This window comes from Janthinobacterium sp. C22, assembly GCF_057919405.1.
Window position 1 is genome coordinate 2240387 of sequence record NZ_CP193659.1, and the last position, 22287, is coordinate 2262673.

Sequence of the window (22287 nt, forward strand, 5' to 3'; positions counted from 1 at the left end):
ATCACAGACAACTGGTTTGCCACGGAGCGCCCCCGTCGCCGCAGATGCCGGCAGGTCCGCAGGCGCGGGGAATGGCGATGCCGGATTGACAGACGGGCGCGCCGGTCCGTGCTGCGGGACTCACCGATCCCCAGCATTGGCATGTCGTCAGCAGCCATCCTGACGGCAGTTTCTGTGGCATGGGCGGGGCAAACCCCGAGACGCCTATCGAGCGGGTACCGACACGCGGCGGCAACAGCAATCTGGCTTCGTTTTCTCGGGCATATGCAGGGGCTTCGACAGGACCGCCATCGGATGAGTTATCCACCCATTGTTTGGCAAAGCCCGTTACACCCCAATCCTTGTATTGCTGGACATGCATCATTTCATGCGCCCATAGCGCAGGATCGCGCGCATCATCATCGCTGCGAAAAATGACGGCATTCAAGACTGTAATAGCGCGCGTGTTGCTGTTAAATTGCATTTGTGCCGCCTGTAGCGTGTTCTGCAAAGCACTCCACTCGCTGGTCCAGCGGACGGAGTCGAGCAAGTCGGGGGAATGCCAACGCATCAGGAAAGCCTTGATTTCTGGCTCCATGCCATTGGCATGACCGCCTGTGACAACGGCGTTGCGTGCCGATACCATCGCCGCTGCCACCGGCGTGTAGGGAATCTGGCCTGGATTTTGTATCAACTGGATTGCCGCATCGGGATTTTTTACGGCAAATTCAGTGATGTCGCCTAGCGTCGGGATGCCGGTGGGGTTGAGAGGCGCAAGCGGATTCAGAATGGTGCCGATGGGATCTGTCTTACCCCGCTCAATCACCTTGCCGGGATCGATGACGGGGGAAGAATGCAGCCACTTTTAGGAAGGCAGGCACATCCGACTAGCGGCACGCATGCTTCATACTGACAATCGGGGCAGTCGGCCGTGGCCGCCGTAGTACTGAAGAATATGCCTACCAGCGCCAGCAAGCCAGCGGTCATGTGCGATAGCGTAGCCATGGGTCCCCCTTATGCAGGTTGCCCCTGTTATATGGCATGGTGCGGTGGTGGCAACAACGATGACGATACGCCTGATCCCTGCGCACGGCAGGGCATTTCGCCTGAAACAAGGAAGGCTTTGCGCTAGCTCAATTCATTCAATTCAGTCAGGAATTTTTCGGCTTGATGCCATGGATAGCGTGCTCATGCGGGAAATGCCTAGGGATGATCGGTGCTGCTCTGCGCGCCATGTCGCAGCGTATCCAGCGTGTGCCATGGGGTCACACGGTAGCCGCCGTATTCCGGTACAGGTATTGTGCGGTAGTCGAATCTGTGCCGGGGTGACAACGCCTGAAAAACCGACGCACAGTAGGTTTTGACCGGCGTTCCTGGCGTCATTCCTGCGAATTAGCCCTGTACCCCGTCACTCTGGCGGATCGCCGCCCTGGCGCGCGCCGCGTGCAGCTTTTTGAAGCTGTCGATCAGGCGCTGGTGCCGGTCCAGACCTTCCAGCTGCATGCTGGTCGGGGTCAGGCCGTAGAAGCGCACGCTGCCGTCTACCGAGCCCAGCACCGCGTCCATGCGTTCGTTGCCAAACATGCGGCGGAAATTGACGACATAGTCGTCCAGTTCCAGCTCGTCGTCGAGTTCCACTTCCAGCACCACGTTCAAGGCTTGATAGAACAGCTTGCGCTCGAGCGTGTTGTCGTTGTACTGCAGGAAGGTTTCCACCAGCTCTTTCGCTTCCTCGAATTGCTGCAGAACGAGATGAATCAGCAGCTTCAATTCCAGGGTCGTCAGCTGGCCCCATACCGTGTTTTCGTCAAACTCGATGCCGATCAGGGTGGCGATGTCGCCGTACTCGTCGAGCTCGCTGTTTTCCAGGCGGTCGAGCAGGTCTTCCAGGCTGGCATCGTCCAGCTTATGCAGGTTCAGGATGTCGGCGCGGAACAGCAGCGCCTTGTTGGTATTGTCCCAGATCAAATCTTCGACCGGATACACCTCGGAATAACCGGGCACGAGGATGCGGCAGGCGGTGGCGCCCAGCTGGTCGTACTCGGCCGTGTACACTTCCTTGCCCATGCCGGCGAGGATGCCGAACAGGGTCGCCGCTTCCTCGGCATTCGAGTTCTCGCCCTGGCCGGAAAAATCCCACTCGACAAAATCGTAATCGGCCTTCGCGCTGAAGAAGCGCCACGAGACGATGCCGCTCGAATCGATGAAGTGTTCGACGAAGTTGTTCGGCTCGGTGACGGCTTCGCTGGCAAACGTCGGCTGCGGCAAGTCGTTCAAGCCCTCGAAGCTGCGGCCCTGCAGCAATTCCGTCAGGCTGCGCTCGAGCGCCACTTCCAGGCTCGGGTGCGCGCCGAACGAGGCAAACACGCCGCCCGTGCGTGGGTTCATCAGGGTGACGCACATCACCGGGTACACGCCGCCCAGCGACGCATCTTTCACCAGCACGGGGAAACCCTGTTCTTCCAGCCCCTGTATGCCCGCCAGGATGCCCGGGTATTTCGCCAGCACTTCCTGCGGCACGTCGGGCAGGGCGATCTCGCCTTCAAGGATTTCGCGCTTGACGGCCCGCTCGAAAATTTCCGACAGACATTGCACCTGGGCTTCGACCAGGGTATTGCCGGCGCTCATGCCATTGCTGACGTACAGGTTTTCAATCAGGTTCGACGGGAAATACACGACCTCGCCATCGGAATGGCGCACATACGGCAGCGAGCAGATGCCGCGCTCGGCATTGCCGGAATTGGTGTCGACCAGGTGCGAGCCGCGCAGCTCGCCATCGGCATCGTAGATGTCGCGGCAGTAGGCGTCGAGAATCTCCTTCGGCAGCGCATCCTTGCGGCCCGGCTTGAACCAGCGCTCGTTCGGGTAATGGACAAAATCCGCGTTGGCGATGTCCTCGCCCCAGAACGACCCGGCGTAGAAATGGTTGTTGCTGAGGCGCTCGATATACTCGCCCAGGGCCGACGCCAGCGCGCTTTCCTTGGTTGCGCCCTTGCCGTTGGTAAAGCACATGGGCGAATGCGCATCGCGGATATGCAGCGACCACACGTTCGGAATGATGTTGCGCCACGAGGCGATTTCAATCTTGATGCCCAGGCCCGCCAGCAGGCCCGACATATTGGCGATGGTCTGTTCCAGCGGCAAATCCTTGCCGACGATATAGGTATTCGCGCCCGGCGCCGGATTCAGGGCCAGCAAGGCCTGGGCATCGGCATCCAGGTTTTCCACCTCTTCAATGACGAACTCGGGGCCCGTCTGCACCACTTTCTTCACCGTGCAACGGTCGATCGAGCGCAGGATGCCCTGGCGGTCCTTGGCCGAGATATCGGCCGGCAGCTCGACCTGGATCTTGAAAATCTGCTGGTAGCGGTTTTCCGGATCGACGATATTGTTTTGCGACAGGCGGATATTTTCCGTGGAAATATTGCGTGTATCGCAATACAACTTCACGAAGTAGGCCGCGCACAGTGCCGATGATGCCAAAAAGTAATCGAACGGGCCAGGCGCCGAGCCATCGCCCTTGTAGCGGATGGGCTGGTCGGCGATGACCGTAAAATCGTCGAACTTGGCTTCGAGACGCAGCTTGTCGAGAAAGTTGACTTTAATTTCCATGAAGTAATCCAATACTGTGCTTATGAGTTAGCCGCTATTATCCGTGCTTTCCGCCGCAGGGCAAAGATTGTTCACCGTGGCCGTGCTGGCCGGGAGCTGCTGGGGCAATGATGCAGGCATGATAGTTCATGGCTTTTCACCTATCGCACAGAAGGTTGTCTATATGGATATTCTTGCTGACATACAAAAATCGCAAGCTGTGATGGACGAGCTCGCATCGCAGTGCGATGTTGGCCTTGGCCGTGCTGGGCGGACGTGAGTGTATTGCTGCCCGCCTAAAAAAACAGCGGCTGCCCATGCTGGCGCAGCCGCTGTTGTTTCAGGCGGACACGGTGATCAGAACTTCACCCACAGCCGTCCGAAATACGAGGCGCCGTTCAGGCCGAACTGCACGCTGTCGTACTTGAAGCCGTTGTCCGTCTCGTCCGCGTTTTGCGTGGTGGGCTTGACGTTGAAGATGTTGTTGCCGCCAAAGGTCAGCTTGGTGTTTTTGTTGATGCTGTAGGTGAAGCTCAGGTCGGCGGACGTCTTGGCCTTGTAGCGGGCGTTCGGCACGCCCTCGGCCGTGCCGCTGAAGGTGCCCAGGGTTTGCGGGCCAAAGTAGATGATGCGCAGGTCCGACTCCAGCTTGCCCGTGATGTAGTCGAAGCCCAGGGTGGCTTTCGCGCGCGGGCCGCCCTGTTCGATGAACAGGCGTTCGCGCTCGGACAGCAGTACGTCTTCAAAGCCCGTCAGTGAGGCGGGCGTCTTGACCTTCGTCACTTCCGTCTTGCTCAGGTTCAAGGCCAGGAAGGTGTTCAGGCGGTTGCCGGCCAGCTCGCCCTTGTGCGAAGCCGTCAAGTCCAGCCCGCGCGTGCGCGTGTCGATGGAGTTGACGAAGAATTGTGCCTCGCCCACGCCCAGCAAGGCCAGGCGCGCGGCCAGGTCCGGGTAGTTGTCGGCATTGAAGCGGCCCGACAGCACGATGCGGTCCTTGATCTTGATGTTGTACAAGTCGGCCGTCACGGAAATGGCTTGCGTCGGCGTCCAGGTGGTGCCGAACGTAAAGCTGGTGGATTTTTCCTCTTTCAGCTTGGGAATGCCGGCCGCATTGGCGACGGTGCCGCCGTTCGGCGCCAGCACCACGTCGGTGGGCACGCCGCCGATGAAGTCGGTGAAGGTGGACGAGAAATACACTTGCTGCAACGATGGCGCGCGGAAACCCGTGCTGGCCGAGCCGCGCAGCAGCACGTTCGGCGCCACTTTATAGCTGGCGGCCAGCTTGCCCGTCACGGTGGAGCCGAAATCGCTGAATTTTTCATAGCGCAGGGCCGCCTGGGTTTTCAGGCGTTCCGTCCAGTCCAGTTCCACGTCGGCATACGCGGCGATGCTGTGGCGTTTGGCCTTGGTGGCGTCGCCGGGCTGGAAGCCGGGAAAGCCCTGGCTGCCCGCATTGCCGCCCGTGCCCACGCCGTCGGCATCGATGTAGGAGTTCGGCTCGCCGGCCATGATCTTGTATTCCTCGCTGCGGTATTCGGCGCCGAAGGCCACGTTCATGCCGCGCATTACCGTGTCGTAGTAGCGGCTGAAATCGGCGTTGCTGGTCAGTTGCTGGAACGAGAAGCCGCCCGCGTCAAAGTTGCTGGCGCTGACGCCCTTGCCGCCGTTCATCAGGTCGAGGTTGGCGATCGAGGCATTCAGCGTGTTGCTGATGTCATAGCGCATCTTGTTGTAGCCATAGGTTTGCGAAAAATCCGCATGCCATTCGCCGATCTGGCTGCGGTGGCCGATGGTGGCGTACTGGTCGTCGATCTTGCCGTTAATGAAGGGTACGAAACCGTTCGGATACATGGCGGCCGAATTGCGTGATGGAATGTCGTCGCTGCCGATGCCGCCCCGGCCGAACGCGGCGCTCGATGCGTCGCGCGTCTGCGCGCCGGCCGTGAAGTACAGCTTGCCCGTGCCGCTGGTGGCGTAGTCGCCATTCAGGTACAGGGTCTTGTTCTTGGACTTGGTGTCGCCGATGATGCGCATGCTGTCCGCGTCGGCCCGGTTCGAGCGGCCCCGGTCCAGGTATTCGCCCGTGATGGCCAGGGTGCCCTTGTCGCCCAGCGCGATGCCGCAGTAGGCGGAGGTCATGTAATTCTTGCCGTCGCCTTCCGAGTACTGGCTGTAGCCGGCCACCGCTTCGCAGCCCAGGCTTTTCTTCAGTTCGATGTCGATCACGCCGGCAATGGCGTCCGAGCCGTACTGGGCGGCGGCGCCGTCGCGCAGCACTTGCACGTTCTTGATCGCCAGCAAAGGAATCGCATTCATGTCCGTGCCCGTGTTGCCGCGGTTGCGCGCGCCGAACAGGTTGACCAGGGCCGTCGTGTGGCGCCGCTTGCCGTTCACCAGCACCAGGGTCTGATCGGAGCCGAGGCCGCGCAGGGCGGCCGAATCGATCAGGTCGGCCCCGTCGGCGCCCGTCTGGCGCGTGGAGTTGAACGAGGGCGAAATGTATTGCAGCGATTGCGCCAGGTCGAATTGTCCGCCTTGCTCGGCCACCCGGGAAATGGGGATGATATCGACCGGTACCATGGTGTCGGTGGCGGAACTGGCGACCCGGCGCGAGCCGACCACGCTGACCGTTTGCACGGGACCGTCCGTGGCCGTTGCCTCGCTGCTCTGCGCCATGGCGGCGGGACTGAAGGCGGCGAGGGCGGTGCTGCCGTACAGGCTGATGAGGATGGCTTTACGCAAGGTGGTAAGGGTCGGCACGCAGTGTCTCCAAGTGGCTGATGAGCAAGATTCGTGACTTGATTCTAGTGCCATCATTTCAGCATTCACCAGCGATACTTTGTTTTGTTATTACAAATTTGCCGTAACTGTTGTTTCCTGGTTGATTATCTTTTTGCCGCTGCCCGGCTTGCCTTGTACCGGTGCGCGATGCCCCATTCAGGTGCTGCGCTGCACCATGCCGCCCACCCAGATTGCGTCTGCGCTGTATTGCACCTCGATCAAACAGGGCTGCTGCGTCACATGGCCCTGATGCAGGCGCAACGACTGTTGTCGGTGCGCCGCCAGCGCGCCCGCCGCCACACCCGTGGCGCTGTCTTCCAGCGCCGGGTCCAGGTGGTTGAAGTTGCGCCCTTCATATTCATGCTCGCCCGTGCGGCAATACGCATAGCAGCCGCAGACCTGATGCAAGGCGCTCCAGTCGGCGATCAATTCCAGGTTCGGCCGCAGCGCCCGCAGCGTGGTGCGGTCGGCCACTTCCAGCAGCAGCTTCGGGCTGCCGACGGAGGCGATCACGGGCGGCGACAGCAAGTGCATGTGCTGGCCCATGAGTTCCGACGGTACATATGTTTCCAGCATGACGGCCGGTGCCGGCTGCGATGTCAAGCCAATGAAGATTCCTTCCGCGCGGCGCACCAGCTGCAAGGCTTGCCCGCGCATGGCGGTCGTCACCGTCAGCGCCGCCGGGGCGCCGGGCGCCGCCAGCAGCACGTGCGCGGCGGCCAGGGTGGCGTGCAGGCACAGGGGGCTGCGCGTGTGCGGATAAAAATAGTCGAGCACGATGCCGCCGTCCGCCTGGCGGTCGAGGAAGACGCAGGCGCTCACTTGCCGTTCGCGGGCGAAGGCCTGGCGCGCCGTTTCTCCGCTGCCATCGTTTTCCACGACCAGCGCCGCATTGCCGCCACCGGGGGCGGCGCCGAAACATTTTAATAAGTGAACGATCATGGCGGGCACTGTGCAAGGTAAAACCCCAGCATAACTGAGATGGTCGTTTTCAGATGAGTATAATATACTGTGTTTATATACAGTATTGAGGTAGATCATGTGGGGCGCTGTTTTACCCGAGTATGCTGAGTTGTACTGCCTGAGCAATTTCAGCTTCCTGCATGGGGCCTCGCATGCGGAAGAGCTGGTCGCGCGCTCCATGCAGCTTGGTTACAAGGCGCTGGCCATCACGGACGAGTGTTCGCTGGCCGGTGTCGTGCGCGCCCATGCGGTGGCCAAGCGGGCCGGTTTCCCCCTGATTATCGGCGCGCATTTCCATTTGACGCAGGCCGATGGCAGCCCGGGGCCGTCGCTGCTGGCGCTGGTGCGTGATATCGACGGTTACGGCAACTTGTCTGAACTGATCACCATGGCGCGCACGCGGGCGGCCAAGGGGCGCTATGTGCTGACGCCCGACGATTTCACGGCGCCGTCGCCGGAGTTTGCCCATTTGCGGGGTTTACCGGGCTGTCTGATGATCTTGCTGCCCGGCTATCCGGCCCGGCCCGAGGCGCTGCGCGCGCAGGGCGCGTGGATGGCGGCCACCTTTGGCGGCGAGCGCAGCTGGATCGGCCTGAACCTGCTGCAGCGGGCGCAGGATGACGCGCACCGCGGCGCCGTGCAAGAGGCGGCGCAGGCGCTGGGCTTGTCCGTGGCGGCCGTCGGCCATGTGTGCATGCACGTGCGGTCGCGCAAGCCCTTGCTCGACACCCTGTGCGCGATACGCGTGGGCAAACCCGTGGGCGAGTGCGGCTATGCGCTGGCGCAAAATGCGGAGCAGCATCTGCGCGCGCGCTTGCGCCTGGCCAATGTGTATCCGCCGCAAGCGCTGGCGGAAACCGTGCGCATCGCCGGACTGTGCGATTTTTCCCTCGACAGCCTGCGCTATGACTATCCCGTCGAGCTGGTGCCGCACGGCCACACGCCGGCGACGTATCTGCGCGAGGAAACGTATGCGGGCGCGCGCCTGCGCTTTCCGCTCGGTATCCCGGCCAACGTGCAGGAGCAGATCGAGCAGGAGCTGGAGCTGATCCGGGATCTTTCCTACGAAGCGTATTTTTTGACCGTCTACGATATCGTGCGCTTTGCCCGCTCGCAAAACATCCTGTGCCAGGGCCGCGGATCGGCCGCCAATTCGGCCGTCTGCTATTGCCTGCACATCACGGAAGTGGACCCCGCGCGCGGCAATTGCCTGGTCGGGCGCTTCATGTCGCGCGAGCGCAACGAACCGCCCGATATCGACGTCGATTTCGAGCACCAGCGGCGCGAAGAGGTCATCCAATATATCTACGGGAAATATGGGCGCGAGCGCGCCGCGCTGGCCGCCGTGGTGATCAGCTACCGGCCGAAGAGCGCCTTGCGCGACAGCGGGCGTGCGCTGGGGATCGACCTGGCCATCGTGGAAAAGGTGGCCAAGGCGCATCGCTGGTTCGACGGCAAGCGCGATCTGCTGGAGCGCCTGGCCGAATGCGGGCTGGACCCGGAGGCGGCATTGTCGCAGCAGTGGGCCGGCCTGGCGCAGCAATTGCTGGGCTTTCCCCGCCATTTGTCCCAGCATCCGGGCGGCTTTGTCATCGCGCAGGGAAAATTGTCGCGTCTGGTGCCGATCGAAAACGCCAGCATGGCCGAGCGCAGCGTCATCGAGTGGGACAAGAACGACCTGGAAGAGCTGGGCCTGATGAAGGTCGACGTGCTGGCGCTGGGCATGCTGTCGGCCCTGCGCCGCGCCCTGGAGCTGGTGAGCGGGCGGCGCGGCGAGGAATTCCGCCTGCAGGATATTCCCGCCGAAGACCCCGCCACCTACGACATGATGTGCCAGGCGGACACCATCGGCGTGTTCCAGATCGAGTCGCGCGCGCAGATGAGCATGCTGCCCCGGCTGCGGCCCCGTGAATTCTACGACCTCGTCATCGAAGTGGCGCTGGTGCGCCCCGGGCCCATCCAGGGCGGCATGGTGCATCCTTACTTGCAGCGGCGCCAGCAGAAGGAGCCGGTCGAGTATCCGAAGGGGCTGGACAAGGCGCTGGGACGCACCCTGGGCATCCCGATCTTCCAGGAACAGGTGATGCAGGTAGCCATCATCGCGGCCGATTTCACGCCCGGCGAGGCGGACCAGTTGCGACGCGCCATGGCGGCCTGGAAACGCAAGGGCGGCATGAACAATTACAAGGAACGTATCGTCGAAACGATGGTCAAAAATGCGTATAAACGGGAGTTCGCGGAGGCCATCTTCAGCCAGATCGAGGGTTTCGGCGAATACGGCTTTCCCGAGTCGCACGCGGCCAGCTTCGCCCTGCTGACGTACGCCAGTTCCTGGCTGAAATGCCACGAACCGGCCGCCTTCCTGTGCGCCTTGCTGAATAGCCAGCCCATGGGCTTTTACAGCCCCTCGCAACTGGTGCAGGATGGCCGCCGGCATGGCGTGCAGGTGCTGCCCGTCGACGTGGCCGTCAGCGGCTGGGAGGCGGCGCTGGAAGCGCCGGCAGGGCAGGGCGGGCAGAGTGCTGCACCGGCCGTGCGCCTGGGCTTGAACAGCCTGTTCGGCATGCGCGCGGAGGCGGCCCGGCGCATCGAGGATGCGCGCGCCATCGCCGCCTTCGTCGACGTGGCCGACCTGGCCCGGCGCGGCGGCCTTGACCGCCATGACTTGCAGGTGCTCGCTGCCGGCAACGCGCTGCATGCGCTGGCCGGGCACCGGCGCGCGGCACTGTGGCAGGCGGCCGGCGCCGTGCCAGACAGGGATTTGCTGCGCGACACCACGCAAGAGGAAGACTTGCCCGTGCTGGCCGCACCGACGGAAGGCGAAAGCATCGTCAGCGACTACCGCGCGCAAGGCCTGACCCTGGGCCGCCACCCGCTGGCGCTGCTGCGCAGGCAATTGCTGGAACAGCGTTTCATGCCGGCGTCCACGCTGATGACGTACACCAGCGGGCAAGTGGCGCGCGCCTGCGGCATCGTCACCGTGCGCCAGCGTCCGGGCACGGCCAAGGGCGTGATCTTCATGACCCTGGAAGACGAGACGGGCAGCGTCAACGTCATCGTCTGGCCCGACCTGGTGGAAAGCCAGCGGCGCGAGGTCTTGAGCGCGCCGCTGCTGGGCGTGTACGGCGTGTGGCAAAGGGAGGGCATCGTGCGCAACCTGGTGGCCAAGCACCTGGTCGATATGTCGCACTTGCTGGGGCGCTTGCGGACCAGCAGCCGCGATTTCTGTTGAGGCTTGTCAACATCGTCCGGACGGTGGCATGATTATCATCATGACTACCTTGCCCGAACCCACCCTGCGTCCCGCCCTGGTCGCCGACGCGCCCGCCATCGTCGCCCTGATCGACGACCTGATGCCTTTTTTAACCTTGCACCCGGACGGCGCGGGGGCAGAAAAGTTCATCGAGAACTGCCGCCAGCCGGCCATCGAAGGCTATCTGTCGCTGCCCAATTATGCCTACCAGCTGGCGCATATCGACGGCGAACTGGCCGGCGTGGTGGCCATGCGCGACAACACGCATCTGTTCCACATGTTCGTGCCGCGCGCCCTGCACCGGCGCGGCATGGCGCGCCGTCTGTGGCAGGCAGCGCGCGATGCGGCGCTGGCCAGGGGCGGCGTGACGGCCTTTACCGTCAACTCCTCGGCCTACGCCTTGCCCCTGTACGAAAGCCTGGGCTTTGTCGCCACGGGGCCGAAAGTGGAGACGGGCGGCATCGCCTTCGTGCCGATGCGCATGGAATTGACGGCCTGATTACCAGCGCACGATCTTGCCCGGATTCATGATGTTCTTCGGGTCCAGCGCGTGCTTGACGGCGCGCATGGTGTCGATGGCGCCCTCGCCATGCTCTTCCACCAGGAAGGCCATCTTGTGCATGCCCACGCCATGCTCGCCCGTGCAGGTGCCGTCCATGCCGATGGCGCGCGTGACCATGTCGCCGTTGACCTTTTCGGCGCGGGCGACGTCGGCCGGGTCGTCCGGGTCGACCAGCATCTGCACGTGGAAATTGCCGTCGCCCACGTGGCCGATGATGGCGTAGACGAGGCCCCGCGCTTCGCAATCGGCCTGGGTGGCGAGAATGCATTCGGCCAGGCGCGAAATGGGCACGCAGCAGTCGGTGGAAATGGCGCGGCTGCCGGGGCGCATCTGCAGCAGGGCGAAATACGCGTTGTGGCGCGCGGTCCACAGGCGCGAGCGCTCTTCGGGGCGGCTGGCCCACTCGAAATCGCTGGCGCCGTGCTCGGCCGTGATGGCTTGCACCAGCTGCGCCTGCTCGGCCACGCTGGCCGGCGTGCCGTGGAATTCAAACAGCAGCAGCGGCTTTTCCGGCAAGGCCATCTTGTCGTAGGCATTGATGGCCTTGACGCCGTTTTCATCGAGAAACTCGACCCGTGCCACGGGAATGCCCATCTGGATGGTCTGGATCACGGCGCTGACGGCTTCACCCGTGCCGGGGAACGAGCACACTGCTGCCGAGATCGCTTCGGGCAGCGGATACAGTTTCACGGTCACTTCCGTGATGATGCCCAGGGTCCCTTCGCTGCCGACAAATAAACGCGTCAGGTCGTAGCCGGCCGACGATTTTTTCGCCCTGGTCCCCGTCTTGATGATGCGCCCGTCGGCCGTGACCACCGTCAGGGCCAGCACGTTTTCACGCATGGTGCCGTAGCGCACGGCGTTCGTGCCGGACGCGCGCGTGGCCGCCATGCCGCCCAACGACGCATTCGCGCCCGGGTCGATGGGGAAGAACAGGCCCGTGTCGCGGATGTCCTCGTTCAGCTGCTTGCGCGTCACGCCTGCCTGCACGGTGGCCGTCAAGTCTTCACTATGCACGGCGACCATTTGCTGCATTTGCGACAGATCAATCGTCACGCCGCCATGCAGGGCCAGCACGTGGCCTTCGAGCGAGGTGCCGCTGCCGTAGGCGATGACGGGCACGTCGTGCGCGCTGCACAGCTTGACGGCGGCCGCCACTTCCTCGGTGGAATGGGCGAAGATGACGGCATCGGGCAGCATGGGGGGATAGCTCGACTCGTCGCGGCCATGGTGTGCGCGCATGGCTTGCGTCATGGAAAAGCGGTCGGCAAAGATCAGGGAAAGTACGGCAGCAAGGGATGCGGGCAGCGGTTTTTTCAGTACCGCCAACTGGTCAGTTTGATTCACGCGAGTCCTCCGTTTTTTTATTCTACTCCGCGCCCGGGGATTTCATCGAGGCACCATTTTTGCCAGTTGTAAAAAAATTCGCATGGCGGGTCGTGCATTGGTTGTAAATGAGAATCATTTCTATTAGAATGCCCGCCAGTAGTTATTTTGCAATGCGTTCTTCCACCCGAAAGGCCATGCCATGAAATTTCCCTTGTCCCTCGCCGCCGTCCTGCCCGCCTGCGTGCTGGCGCTGGGCGCCTGCAGCAGCGTCGCTCCGCCGCCCGCCGCGAAAGCCGCGTCCGCTTCTGCGCACGACGTGCGGCAGTTGGGCGAGATCGTCGACCTGCGCAGCGGCCAGCGCGTGACTGCCGAGCAATTGCTGGCCCAGCTGGCCGCCGCCCCGAGGGTCATCGTGGGCGAGCAGCATGATCAGCTCAGCCACCACCGGATCGAGCAATGGCTGCTGCAGCAATTGCAGGGCCAGCGTCCGCAAGGCAGCGTGCTGCTGGAAATGCTGAACCCGGACCAGCAAGCCAAGGTGGACAAGGTCAAGCCGTGGCTGCAGACGGACCCCGTCGTGCGCCCCGAACACGTGGCCGAACTGCTGGCCTGGCAGCCGGGCTGGAAGTGGGCGCAATATGGCGACCTGGTCATGACCGTGATGCGCGCGCCGTATCCCGTCTGGTCGGCCAACCTGGACCGCAGCGAGATCAAGCAACTGTTCATCGACCAGCCGGCCGTGCAGGGCAAGCATTCGAACCTGGCCAACGATGGCAAGGTGCATGACAAACTGAAGGACATCATCCGCGTCATGCACGACAACCAGATCGATGCGCCGCGCCTGGCCGCCATGCTGTCGGTGCAGCAGCAGCGCGACCGCCGCATGGCCGAGCGCCTGCTGGCCGCGCCCGTGCCCGCCGTGCTGATCGCCGGCGCCTACCATGCGCACAAGGACCTGGGCGTGCCGCTGCACGTGCAGGACTTGACGGGCGGCCCCGCGCCGCTGGTGCTGGTGCTGGCGCAGCAGGGCGCCACGGTGTTGGCGCCGCAGGCCGATTTCGTCTGGTACACGCCGGTGGCGGCACCCACCATCGCCAGCGTAAAGTAATTCATTGCATCTCCGCCGGGCGTTCAGCCCGGCACTCTCCCCCAGCAAGCTCCTCCATAGCAGCCAGGTAGTCCGTCCGATTTTTGCATGCGCGTGCGCGCCGTTGGCGCAGCCATGCCTGTTCACTGTAGAAGCTCCCATGCGTACCTCCTTGTTGTATATCAAAGCCGCCGCCGGCGGCGTGTTTCTTGCCCTGTTCCATGCCGGCGCGCAAGCGTCCGCGCTGCCACACGACATGTCGCCGCTGGGCATGTTCTTCGCCGCCGACCAGGTGGTCAAAAGCGTGCTCATCGGCTTGCTGCTCGCCGCGCTGGCCACCTGGGTGGTCTTGCTGGTGAAGGGCGCCAGCTTGATGCAAGCGCGGCGCGAAGCGGCGCTGGCCGTCGCCGTGCTGAAGACGGCGGCCTCCTTGCCGGACGCGGCAGTAAAGAGCGGGGCGTCTGTCCTGGCACAACGGTTGCTCGATGATGTGCAGCAGGAACTGAATCTGTCGCACGCCAGCGCGTCGGCGGCGGCCTTGAAGGAGCGGGCCGGCTTTCGCCAGGAACAATTCATTGCGCAGCAGGTGCGCGCCATGACGCAAGGCATCGGACTGCTGGCCAGCATAGGCGCCGTGGCGCCGTTCGTCGGCCTGTTCGGCACCGTGTGGGGCATCATGAACAGTTTCATCGGCATCGCCGTCAGCCAGAGCACGAATTTGGCGACCGTCGCGCCCGGCATCGCGGAAGCCTTGCTGGCCACGGCCTTGGGCCTGGTGGCGGCGATACCCGCCGTGGTCATCTATAACGTCTTGAGCCGTGGCATCAACCAGGTCAAGGCGCAGCTGCGCGCCGCCTCGGCGCAAGTGCTGCTGATGCTGAGCCGCGACCTCGATGCGCGCAAGCAGGCCTGAACCATGGCCAGCCTTTTCCCATCGCAGGACGACGACACGGCCGACATGCCGGAATTGAGCGAGATCAATGTCACGCCCTTCATCGACGTGATGCTGGTGCTCTTGATCATCTTCATGGTGGTCTCGCCGCTGGCCACCGTGGACCTGAAGATCGACTTGCCGGCCGCCACGGCCAAACCCGAGCCGCGTCCCGAAAAACCGTTGTTCGTCTCCCTGAAGGCGGACCGCAGCCTGTATCTGGGCGAGTCGCCCGTGGCGCGCGAACAGCTGGGCCGCCTGCTCGATGCACAGACGGGCGGCGACCGCCAGCGCACGCTGTTTTTCCAGGCCGACAAGCAAGCCGCATATGAAGACGTGCTGGGCGTGATGGATGCCCTGCGCCAGGCAGGCTATTTGAAAGTGGGCCTGGTGGGCCGGGAGGGCGGGTGAGAGCGCCGTCCACGCTGGCACCGCGTCCGGTATTGAACTGGGGCATCGCCACGTCGCTGGTGGTGGCCACGGCGCTGGCGCTGCTGCTGTGGGTCGGCTGGCAACCCGCCGCCGTTGCGCCCGCGCAGCCGCCCGCCAGCGTGATGCTGGTGTTTGCCGCGCAGGCAATGTCGCCGGAGGCACAACAGACGGCAGCGGCAGGGGCGCGCCAGTCGGCCGCGTCCAGCGCCGCGCAGCCGAAAAAGAGTGCGGCCAGGCAGGAAGCGCTGCCCGTGCTGGCGCGCGCCGCCGCGCCGCAAATCGTCGCGGCCGAAAAAGAAGCGAAGGCAGAAGCCAGTCCGTCGCCAGATCCCGGCAAGGATGCCGCCAGGGAAGCGTCCATGCAAGCGCAGGCCAGCAGCAGCGCCACGCCGGCACCAAGCACCATGCGCGGTCCGCAGGCGGCGCCGTTCGACAGCGACACGCCGCCCGCCAGCGCGGCACCGGCCAGCTGGCAAAGCCGGGTGCTCGGCCACCTGGCCCGCTTCAAGCGCTATCCGGGCGACGCGCGCCAGCGCAAGCGGGCCGGCGCGGCCTGGGTGCGCTTCCAGGTGGACCGCGACGGCAAGCTGCTGGCCAGCGAACTGGTCACTTCATCGGGCACGGTGCTGCTCGACCGCGAAGCGCTGCAAGTGCTTGAGCGCGCGCAGCCGCTGCCGGCGCCGCCCGACAACGTCCTGCGCCAGGGCACGGTGACCGTCACCTTGCCCGTGTCGTTCAAGCTGGAGCCAGGACAGGACAAGGCATGAGGATGCCGATTGTATTCATTAAAAATCCAACCATAACAAATCGAGGGTGTATGCATATCAAGACAATGACGCGGGCCGTGGGCATCTGCATGGCCTTGCTGGCGCAGCAGGCTGGGGCGCAGTCGCAGGAAAGCGGCAAAGTGGAATTTTCGCCGCTGAATGTATCGGGTCAAGCGCTACCCGTGGAACAGCAGGCGCTGGAAAAACCGGGCGCCGTCAGCGCGCGCGGCGCCGATACGCGCTTGCAGAGTGTCGACCAGATCGTGCGCGGCATGCCGGGCACGTTCACGCAGATCGATCCGGCGCAGGGCGCCGTCAGCGTCAACATCCGCGGCTTGTCGGGCCTGGGCCGCGTCAACATGATGGTCGATGGCGTGAGCCAGAATTACTACGGCAGCGCGCCGTCGTCCGTATCGCACGGCGGCGTGCCCAGCAGCCAGTTCGGCGCGCTGATCGACCCGAATTTCATTATCGGCGTGGATGTGTCGCGCGGCAATGTCGTCGGCGGCGACGGCGTCAATGCGTTGGCCGGCAGCGCCAATTTCCGTACCATCGGCGTCGATGACGTGGTCTTCGCCGGTGAAACGGTGGGCGCACGCACGAAGATGTCCGCCGGCAACAATGGCGTGGGACGCAGCGCCATGCTGGCCGTGGCCATGAAAAACCCTGCCTTCGATGGCGGCAGCGTAGGCTTTATGGCGGCCACCAGCGCCAGTGTGATCGGCAACAACTACACGAATGCGAAAGGCGTCAACAGCGAGGAATTCGGTTTCGGTTATAACCGCTATTACAAGCAAAAGCCCAAGTCGCAGCTGCTCAAGCTGGACCTTGCATTGAGCGACTTCCACGCGCTGGAATTGTCGGCGCGCGACTACCGCAATACGTTTACGCGCCGCGATACCCAGAGCGATGACTACTATGTGAAATATCACTACACGCCGTTTTCGGAATTGATCGACCTCAATGTGGTGGCCAGCAGCAGCCGTGGCAACCAGAAATACATGCCCGGGGCGTTGACCAATTTCATCAACACGAATGCGGCCAACCGCGCCGACGCCATCGACATCAACAATACCAGCAGCTTCAGGCTGGCCGGTGGCGACGCGCTGGTGACCATCGGCGGCAAGCTGATGCGCAACAAGTACAGCAAGCACGTGGAAAGCCTCGTCGACGACCCGGACAATCCGGACGCCAACCAGCAATCGATTGAAAACAATACCTTTGGTCCCGCCGGCAAGCAAAAGATCGACAGCCTGTATGCGGGCTTGCAATACAACCGCGGCCTCTACCAGATCAACGCGGGGCTGAACTACACCAGCTTCGAGCTGACGGGCTACAAGCCGGCCTGCGACGAACGCGTGAAATGTTTCCCGCAAGGGGCTTCGCACATTGCACTGAAGGAGCATGGCGTCAACCCTTCGCTGCTCGTTTCCGCGCAGGTGGCGCCGTGGTTCCAGCCGTTTGCCAGCGCCGAGCGCACCATGCGCGGGCCGAATCCGCAGGAAGTGTTTTTCTCGAATGACGGCGGGGCGTCGATGAACCCGTTTCTGAAGGGCGAGAAAGCGACGACCTATCAGCTGGGCTTCAATTCCAGCCTGCATGGCTTGCTGAGCAAGAACGACGTGCTGAACTTCAAGGCCCTGTATTTCAAGAGCAAGATCGACGGCTATATCACCAGCCAGTCCTTCCTCGTGTGCGACAGCGGGCGCAAGTGCAATATGTCGGAAGTGATCGCCACGGACTGGGAGACGGTCGATGAATACGTGACGAACATGTATATCTACATCAACTCTTCCACGCCCGTGCGCACGCGGGGCTGGGAACTGGAAGCGCAATACCAGCTGGGCCCGACCTATGCGCGCCTGTCGTACACGCGCGAAAAGACCAGCCAGCCTACGTCGATCGCCAGCGCGTGGTTTGGCGCGGCCGATATCAGCGAGCTGCCCAGCACCTATTACAACCTCGACGTGGGTACGCGTTTGCTGGAGAACAGACTGGAAGTGGGCGCCATCCTCAAGCACACGGGCTCGAACCGCCGCCTGTCGCCCGAGAATGAAGCCGATGAAGCGACGGGCGAAGTGCTGAAGGCCGAGAATCCGAAGATCCCGGCCGTGGTCGACCTGTATGCGAGCTGGCAGGTGTCGAAAAACCTGTTCCTGCGCCTGTCCGTGCAGAACGCGATGAACAAGGATTTCTCGGAAGCGCTGAACCGGCTGAACTCGATGCCGTCGCAGTCGCAGGACAACACGCCGCTGAGCACGGCGCGGGGCAGGACGTATGTGGCGGGGCTGGAGTACCGCTTTTAAAGCAGACCCCAGCCCCGCGCTTTGGCTGGATTAATACTCGCGCGGCGTCGTGCCATAGTAACTATGGATCGACGTCGCCCAGGCGCTGTCTGCCATGTTCGGCCAGTTATCCGTATCGAAGCCGGGTGCGTTTTCGATGCGTTCCTTGTCGACGTTCAGGGTGAAGCGCTTGTTGACGGTATCGAGCAGCAGCGCTTCCCAGGGCACGGCGAACAGCTTTTCGCCGATGGTGAAGACACCGCCGTGCGACATGACGGCGTAGGCAATCTTGCCGCTGCGCATGTCGATCATGATTTCCTTGATTTCGCCCAGGTGTTCATCCTTGGCGTTGTGCACATGGTCGCCGATCAGGGTGTCTGCACCCATCAGTTCAGGGCCGGGGCCTTTGTGGCCGCGGTTGACATACATGCCGTAGGCGTCGCGTTCTTCGTAGCTCATGGTGGACCTCCTGTTGAAAAATCCCAGTCTGCCGTCAGGGCGCGGCAGGGTCTGTTCGCTCGCCCACACAAAGTATGGAATTGGAAATATTTCAATTATTGCTATCGGGTAATTTTGTTGTGCGTAGACAGCAGGAGGGGGAGGGATAGTCGGTATTTGGCGCAAATTTCCGCGCGCGGGGGCGACGCAGGCGGGCTTTAGTGTATAATTTCAATTTCCCGCACGTGCCGTTCGGCACCATCTGCAATGACCAAATTTGTCTTCGTCACTGGTGGCGTTGTGTCTTCCCTTGGAAAAGGGATTGCCGCCGCCTCCCTCGCCGCGATCCTCGAATCGCGCGGCCTTAAAGTCACCATGCTCAAGCTCGACCCGTATATCAACGTCGATCCTGGCACGATGAGCCCTATGCAACACGGTGAAGTATTCGTCACCGACGACGGGGCCGAAACCGACCTCGACCTCGGTCACTACGAGCGCTTCATCTCCACCCGCATGAAAAAGGTGAATAACTTCACCACCGGCCAGATCTATGAATCGGTGATCCGCAAGGAACGCCGGGGCGAGTATCTGGGTAAGACCGTGCAGGTGATTCCGCATATCACCAATGAAATCCAGGATTACATCCGCCGTGGCGCCGAAGGCTACGACGTGGCCCTGTGCGAAATCGGCGGCACCGTCGGCGATATCGAATCCTTGCCCTTCCTGGAAGCGGCGCGTCAGCTGAGCCTGCGCGCCGGCCGCAAGAACACGGCCTTCGTCCATCTGACCCTGGTGCCTTACATCGCCTCGGCCGGTGAACTGAAGACCAAGCCGACCCAGCACTCGGTGCAAAAGCTGCGCGAAATCGGCATCTTGCCGAACGCCTTGCTGTGCCGCGCCGACCGCGCCATTCCGGAAGACGAGCGCGCGAAAATCTCGCTGTTCTCGAACATCGAGGAAGACGCCGTCATTTCCGTGTGGGACGTCGATACCATCTACAAAGTGCCGCAGATGCTGCACGACCAGGGCCTCGACAAGATCATCTGCGACGCGCTGGACCTCGATCCCGCACCGGCCGACCTGTCGATCTGGAGCAAGCTGATCTACACGATGGAACACCCGAAGGCGGAAGTGACCGTCGGCATGGTCGGCAAGTATGTCGAGCTGACCGAGTCGTACAAGTCGCTGATCGAAGCGCTGCGCCACGCCGGCATCCACACGGAAAGCCGCGTCAACATCGAGTACATCGATTCGGAAGAAATCGAAACGACCGGTTGCGACAACCTGGGCAAGTACGATGCCATCCTGGTACCGGGCGGCTTCGGCAAGCGCGGCGTGGAAGGCAAGATCAAGGCGGCCCAGTTCGCCCGCGAAAACAAGATCCCTTACCTGGGCATCTGCCTGGGCATGCAAGTGGCCCTGATCGAATACGCGCGCAACAAGGCAGGCATGCCGAACGCGAATTCGACCGAGTTCGACCTTGATACGGATCAACCTGTCGTTGCACTGATCAATGAGTGGCAAAACCACGATGGTAAAGTCGAGTTGCGCGATGAAAACTCGGACCTGGGCGGTACCATGCGCCTGGGCGCGCAGACCTGCGCCGTCAATCCGGGCACCCTCGCCGCCGAGATCTACGGCAGCGTGGTGACCGAGCGTCACCGCCATCGCTACGAAGCCAATAATCACTACCTGGCCCGTGTCGAAGCGGCTGGCCTGATCGTCTCGGCCCGCACGCCGAGCGAAGATTTGTGCGAAATCATGGAATTGCCGCGCACGGGTGAGAATGCCCACCCATGGTATATGGGCGTGCAATACCATCCTGAGTTCAAGTCGACGCCACGCACCGGCCATCCGTTGTTTACCTCGTTCATCAAGGCAGCGCTGGCGCACAAGGAAGCCAACGCCGCTGCGCAATAACGCGGTCGATCGCGACAGTATTACCCGTAAGACAGCTCCCGGCCAGATGGTTCCCGCCGGGAGTTTCTTTGCCCCTTTGTGCAATTGCGCATCAGAACGCAGTGTGCAGCCCCTGTTACGCTTAACTTTGGAGAATGACATGAGTGCTATTGTTGATATTATCGGTCGCGAAATCCTGGACTCGCGCGGTAACCCGACCGTCGAATGCGATGTGTTGCTGGAATCGGGCGTGATGGGTCGTGCGGCCGTGCCGTCGGGCGCCTCGACCGGTTCGCGCGAAGCCGTGGAATTGCGCGATGGCGACGCCAAGCGCTACTTCGGCAAGGGCGTGCTGCAAGCATGCGAAAACATCAATACCGAAATCTCCGAAGCCATCATGGGCCTGGACGCCAATGAACAGGCTTTCCTGGACCGTACCCTGATCGACCTGGACGGCACGGAAAACAAGTCGCGCCTGGGCGCCAACGCCATCCTGGCCGTCTCCATGGCCGTCGCCAAGGCCGCCGCCGAAGAAGCGGGCTTGCCGCTGTACCGCTATTTCGGCGGTTCGGGCGCCATGCAGATGCCGGTGCCGATGATGAACGTCATCAACGGCGGCGCGCACGCCGACAACAACCTGGACATCCAGGAATTCATGATCATTCCCGTGGGCGCCCCGTCGTTCAAGGAAGCCGTCCGCTACGGCGCGGAAGTGTTCCACACGCTGAAAAAGATCCTGCACAAGAAGGGCCTGAACACCAACGTGGGCGACGAAGGCGGTTTCGCGCCATCCTTGGCCAACCATGAAGAAGCCATCAAGCTGATCATCCAGGCCATCGAAGAAGCGGGCTACGAGCCAGGCACGCAGATCGCCATCGGCCTCGATTGCGCCGCGTCCGAGTTCTACAAGAACGGCAAGTACGAAATGGAAGGCGAAGGCCTGAGCCTGACGGCCACCGAGTTCACCAACCTGCTGGCGACCTGGTGCGACAAGTACCCGATCATCTCGATCGAAGACGCGATGCACGAAGGCGACTGGGACGGCTGGGCGATCCTCACCAAGGAGCTGGGCAAGAAAGTGCAACTGGTCGGCGACGACCTGTATGTCACCAACACCAAGATCCTGAAAGAAGGCATCTCGAAAGGCATCGCCAACTCGATCCTGATCAAGATCAACCAGATCGGCACGCTGACGGAAACCTTCGCCGCCATCGAAATGGCCAAGCGCGCCGGCTACACGGCCGTCATTTCGCACCGCTCGGGCGAAACGGAAGATTCGACCATCGCCGATATCGCCGTTGCCACGAACGCCCTGCAGATCAAGACCGGCTCGATGTCGCGTTCGGACCGCATGGCCAAGTACAACCAGCTGCTGCGTATCGAGGAAGACCTGGGCGACATCGCCAGCTACCCTGGCCGCGATGCGTTCTATAATCTGAAGTAAGCTGATGTAAAACCCACTGGCCGGCCGGAGAAATCCGGCCGGTTTGTTAACCGACTACCCCATGCGCCTGATTACGCTTGCCCTGGCAGCCCTGCTGCTGCTGATCCAATTTCCCCTCTGGCTGGGTAAAGGCGGCTGGCTGCGCGTTGCCGACATGGAAGCCCAGGTGGCGGTGGCGAATAAAAAGAATATGGAATTGAAGGCGCGTAACGCCAAGCTCGAATCCGAAGTGCGCGACCTGAAAGATGGCATGGGCGCCGTCGAGGAGCGTGCCCGCTATGAGCTGGGCATGGTCAAACAGAATGAGATTTTCGTGCAGATCGTGCGCAAGGGACAAACCCCGCCACTGCTGGAAACACCGGTGGACGCTGCCGCGCCGCACTGAGTCGTACTCACTTCCCGCTTGCCAGCCTGGACCGATTGCCAGGCTGACATATCATATTGTTGCCTTGTTACCTTGTTACCTTGTACTGCTGCACACTATTGCCTTGCTGCTTGCTGATCAGAAACGGGCCTTGCCGGTCGAGATCAGGTAGAAATGGATGC

The 22287-nt window shown here is 62.4% G+C and carries 16 protein-coding genes; 10 read left to right on the forward strand and 6 right to left on the reverse strand.

Annotated features, from left to right (window positions below; genetic code table 11):
• Position 1: 1 nt before the first annotated feature.
• From ACRHIG_RS10420 to ACRHIG_RS10435, 4 genes are all read right to left on the reverse strand, one after another.
• The gene (locus ACRHIG_RS10420) at positions 2-805 is read right to left on the reverse strand and encodes an eCIS core domain-containing protein (protein WP_489630114.1); all 804 of its coding nucleotides are present in this window, start codon (positions 803-805) and stop codon (positions 2-4) included.
• 566 nt (positions 806-1371) lie between these two features.
• Entirely contained in the window at positions 1372-3591 is a 2220-nt protein-coding gene (locus tag ACRHIG_RS10425) for an OsmC domain/YcaO domain-containing protein (RefSeq protein ID WP_489630115.1), read from the reverse strand.
• A 336-nt stretch (positions 3592-3927) separates the two neighbouring features.
• The gene (locus ACRHIG_RS10430; RefSeq protein ID WP_489630116.1) at positions 3928-6330 is read right to left on the reverse strand and encodes a TonB-dependent receptor plug domain-containing protein; all 2403 of its coding nucleotides are present in this window, start codon (positions 6328-6330) and stop codon (positions 3928-3930) included.
• Between the two features lie 177 nt (positions 6331-6507).
• On the reverse strand, positions 6508-7293 hold the full coding sequence (locus ACRHIG_RS10435; protein ID WP_489630117.1) for a PhzF family phenazine biosynthesis protein: 786 nt from the start codon (positions 7291-7293) through the stop codon (positions 6508-6510).
• Positions 7294-7390: 97 nt separating this feature from the next.
• Between ACRHIG_RS10435 and ACRHIG_RS10440 the strand changes: the two genes are divergently transcribed.
• Together ACRHIG_RS10440 and ACRHIG_RS10445 are read left to right on the forward strand one after the other, a co-directional pair.
• Positions 7391-10546 (forward strand): error-prone DNA polymerase, encoded by a 3156-nt coding sequence (locus ACRHIG_RS10440; protein ID WP_489630118.1) that lies wholly within the window; start codon positions 7391-7393, stop codon positions 10544-10546.
• A gap of 28 nt (positions 10547-10574) precedes the next feature.
• A complete protein-coding gene (locus ACRHIG_RS10445; protein WP_489630119.1) occupies positions 10575-11066 on the forward strand; it encodes a GNAT family N-acetyltransferase in 492 nt (163 codons plus the stop codon).
• Here ACRHIG_RS10445 and ACRHIG_RS10450 read toward each other — a convergent pair whose 3' ends face one another.
• Positions 11067-12476 carry an FAD-binding oxidoreductase gene (locus ACRHIG_RS10450; RefSeq protein ID WP_489630120.1) on the reverse strand — a complete coding sequence of 470 codons (1410 nt, stop codon included), beginning with the start codon at positions 12474-12476 and terminating at the stop codon, positions 11067-11069.
• Positions 12477-12657: 181 nt separating this feature from the next.
• On the opposite strand from ACRHIG_RS10450, the gene ACRHIG_RS10455 reads away from it, so the two are divergent.
• From ACRHIG_RS10455 to ACRHIG_RS10475, 5 genes are all read left to right on the forward strand, one after another.
• Positions 12658-13566, forward strand: coding sequence for a ChaN family lipoprotein (locus ACRHIG_RS10455; protein ID WP_489630121.1), 909 nt, complete (start codon positions 12658-12660; stop codon positions 13564-13566).
• Positions 13567-13705: 139 nt separating this feature from the next.
• Positions 13706-14458: a tonB-system energizer ExbB gene (exbB, locus tag ACRHIG_RS10460; RefSeq protein WP_489630122.1), complete on the forward strand. Its 753-nt coding sequence runs from the start codon at positions 13706-13708 to the stop codon at positions 14456-14458.
• A gap of 3 nt (positions 14459-14461) precedes the next feature.
• A complete protein-coding gene (exbD, locus tag ACRHIG_RS10465) occupies positions 14462-14887 on the forward strand; it encodes a TonB system transport protein ExbD (protein WP_489630123.1) in 426 nt (141 codons plus the stop codon).
• On the forward strand, positions 14884-15675 hold the full coding sequence (locus ACRHIG_RS10470) for an energy transducer TonB family protein (protein WP_489630124.1): 792 nt from the start codon (positions 14884-14886) through the stop codon (positions 15673-15675). The genes exbD and ACRHIG_RS10470 overlap by 4 nt, the downstream gene beginning before the upstream one ends.
• Before the next feature lie 50 nt (positions 15676-15725).
• On the forward strand, positions 15726-17981 hold the full coding sequence (locus tag ACRHIG_RS10475) for a TonB-dependent receptor domain-containing protein (protein ID WP_489630125.1): 2256 nt from the start codon (positions 15726-15728) through the stop codon (positions 17979-17981).
• Positions 17982-18011: 30 nt separating this feature from the next.
• Here the strand turns inward: ACRHIG_RS10475 and ACRHIG_RS10480 are convergent, their stop codons facing one another.
• Positions 18012-18419, reverse strand: a complete 408-nt coding sequence (locus ACRHIG_RS10480) for a PRC-barrel domain-containing protein (RefSeq protein WP_070291784.1) — start codon at positions 18417-18419, stop codon at positions 18012-18014.
• A gap of 246 nt (positions 18420-18665) precedes the next feature.
• Here ACRHIG_RS10480 and pyrG point away from each other — a divergent pair, with 246 nt between their 5' ends.
• The 3 genes from pyrG (at position 18666) to ftsB (ending at position 22126) form a co-directional block, all read left to right on the forward strand.
• The gene (pyrG, locus tag ACRHIG_RS10485) at positions 18666-20318 is read left to right on the forward strand and encodes a CTP synthase (RefSeq protein WP_099408972.1); all 1653 of its coding nucleotides are present in this window, start codon (positions 18666-18668) and stop codon (positions 20316-20318) included.
• Between the two features lie 139 nt (positions 20319-20457).
• On the forward strand, positions 20458-21741 hold the full coding sequence (gene eno, locus ACRHIG_RS10490) for a phosphopyruvate hydratase (RefSeq protein ID WP_070260371.1): 1284 nt from the start codon (positions 20458-20460) through the stop codon (positions 21739-21741).
• 61 nt (positions 21742-21802) lie between these two features.
• Positions 21803-22126 (forward strand): cell division protein FtsB, encoded by a 324-nt coding sequence (gene ftsB / locus ACRHIG_RS10495; protein WP_489630126.1) that lies wholly within the window; start codon positions 21803-21805, stop codon positions 22124-22126.
• The last annotated feature ends 161 nt before the right edge of the window (positions 22127-22287 follow it).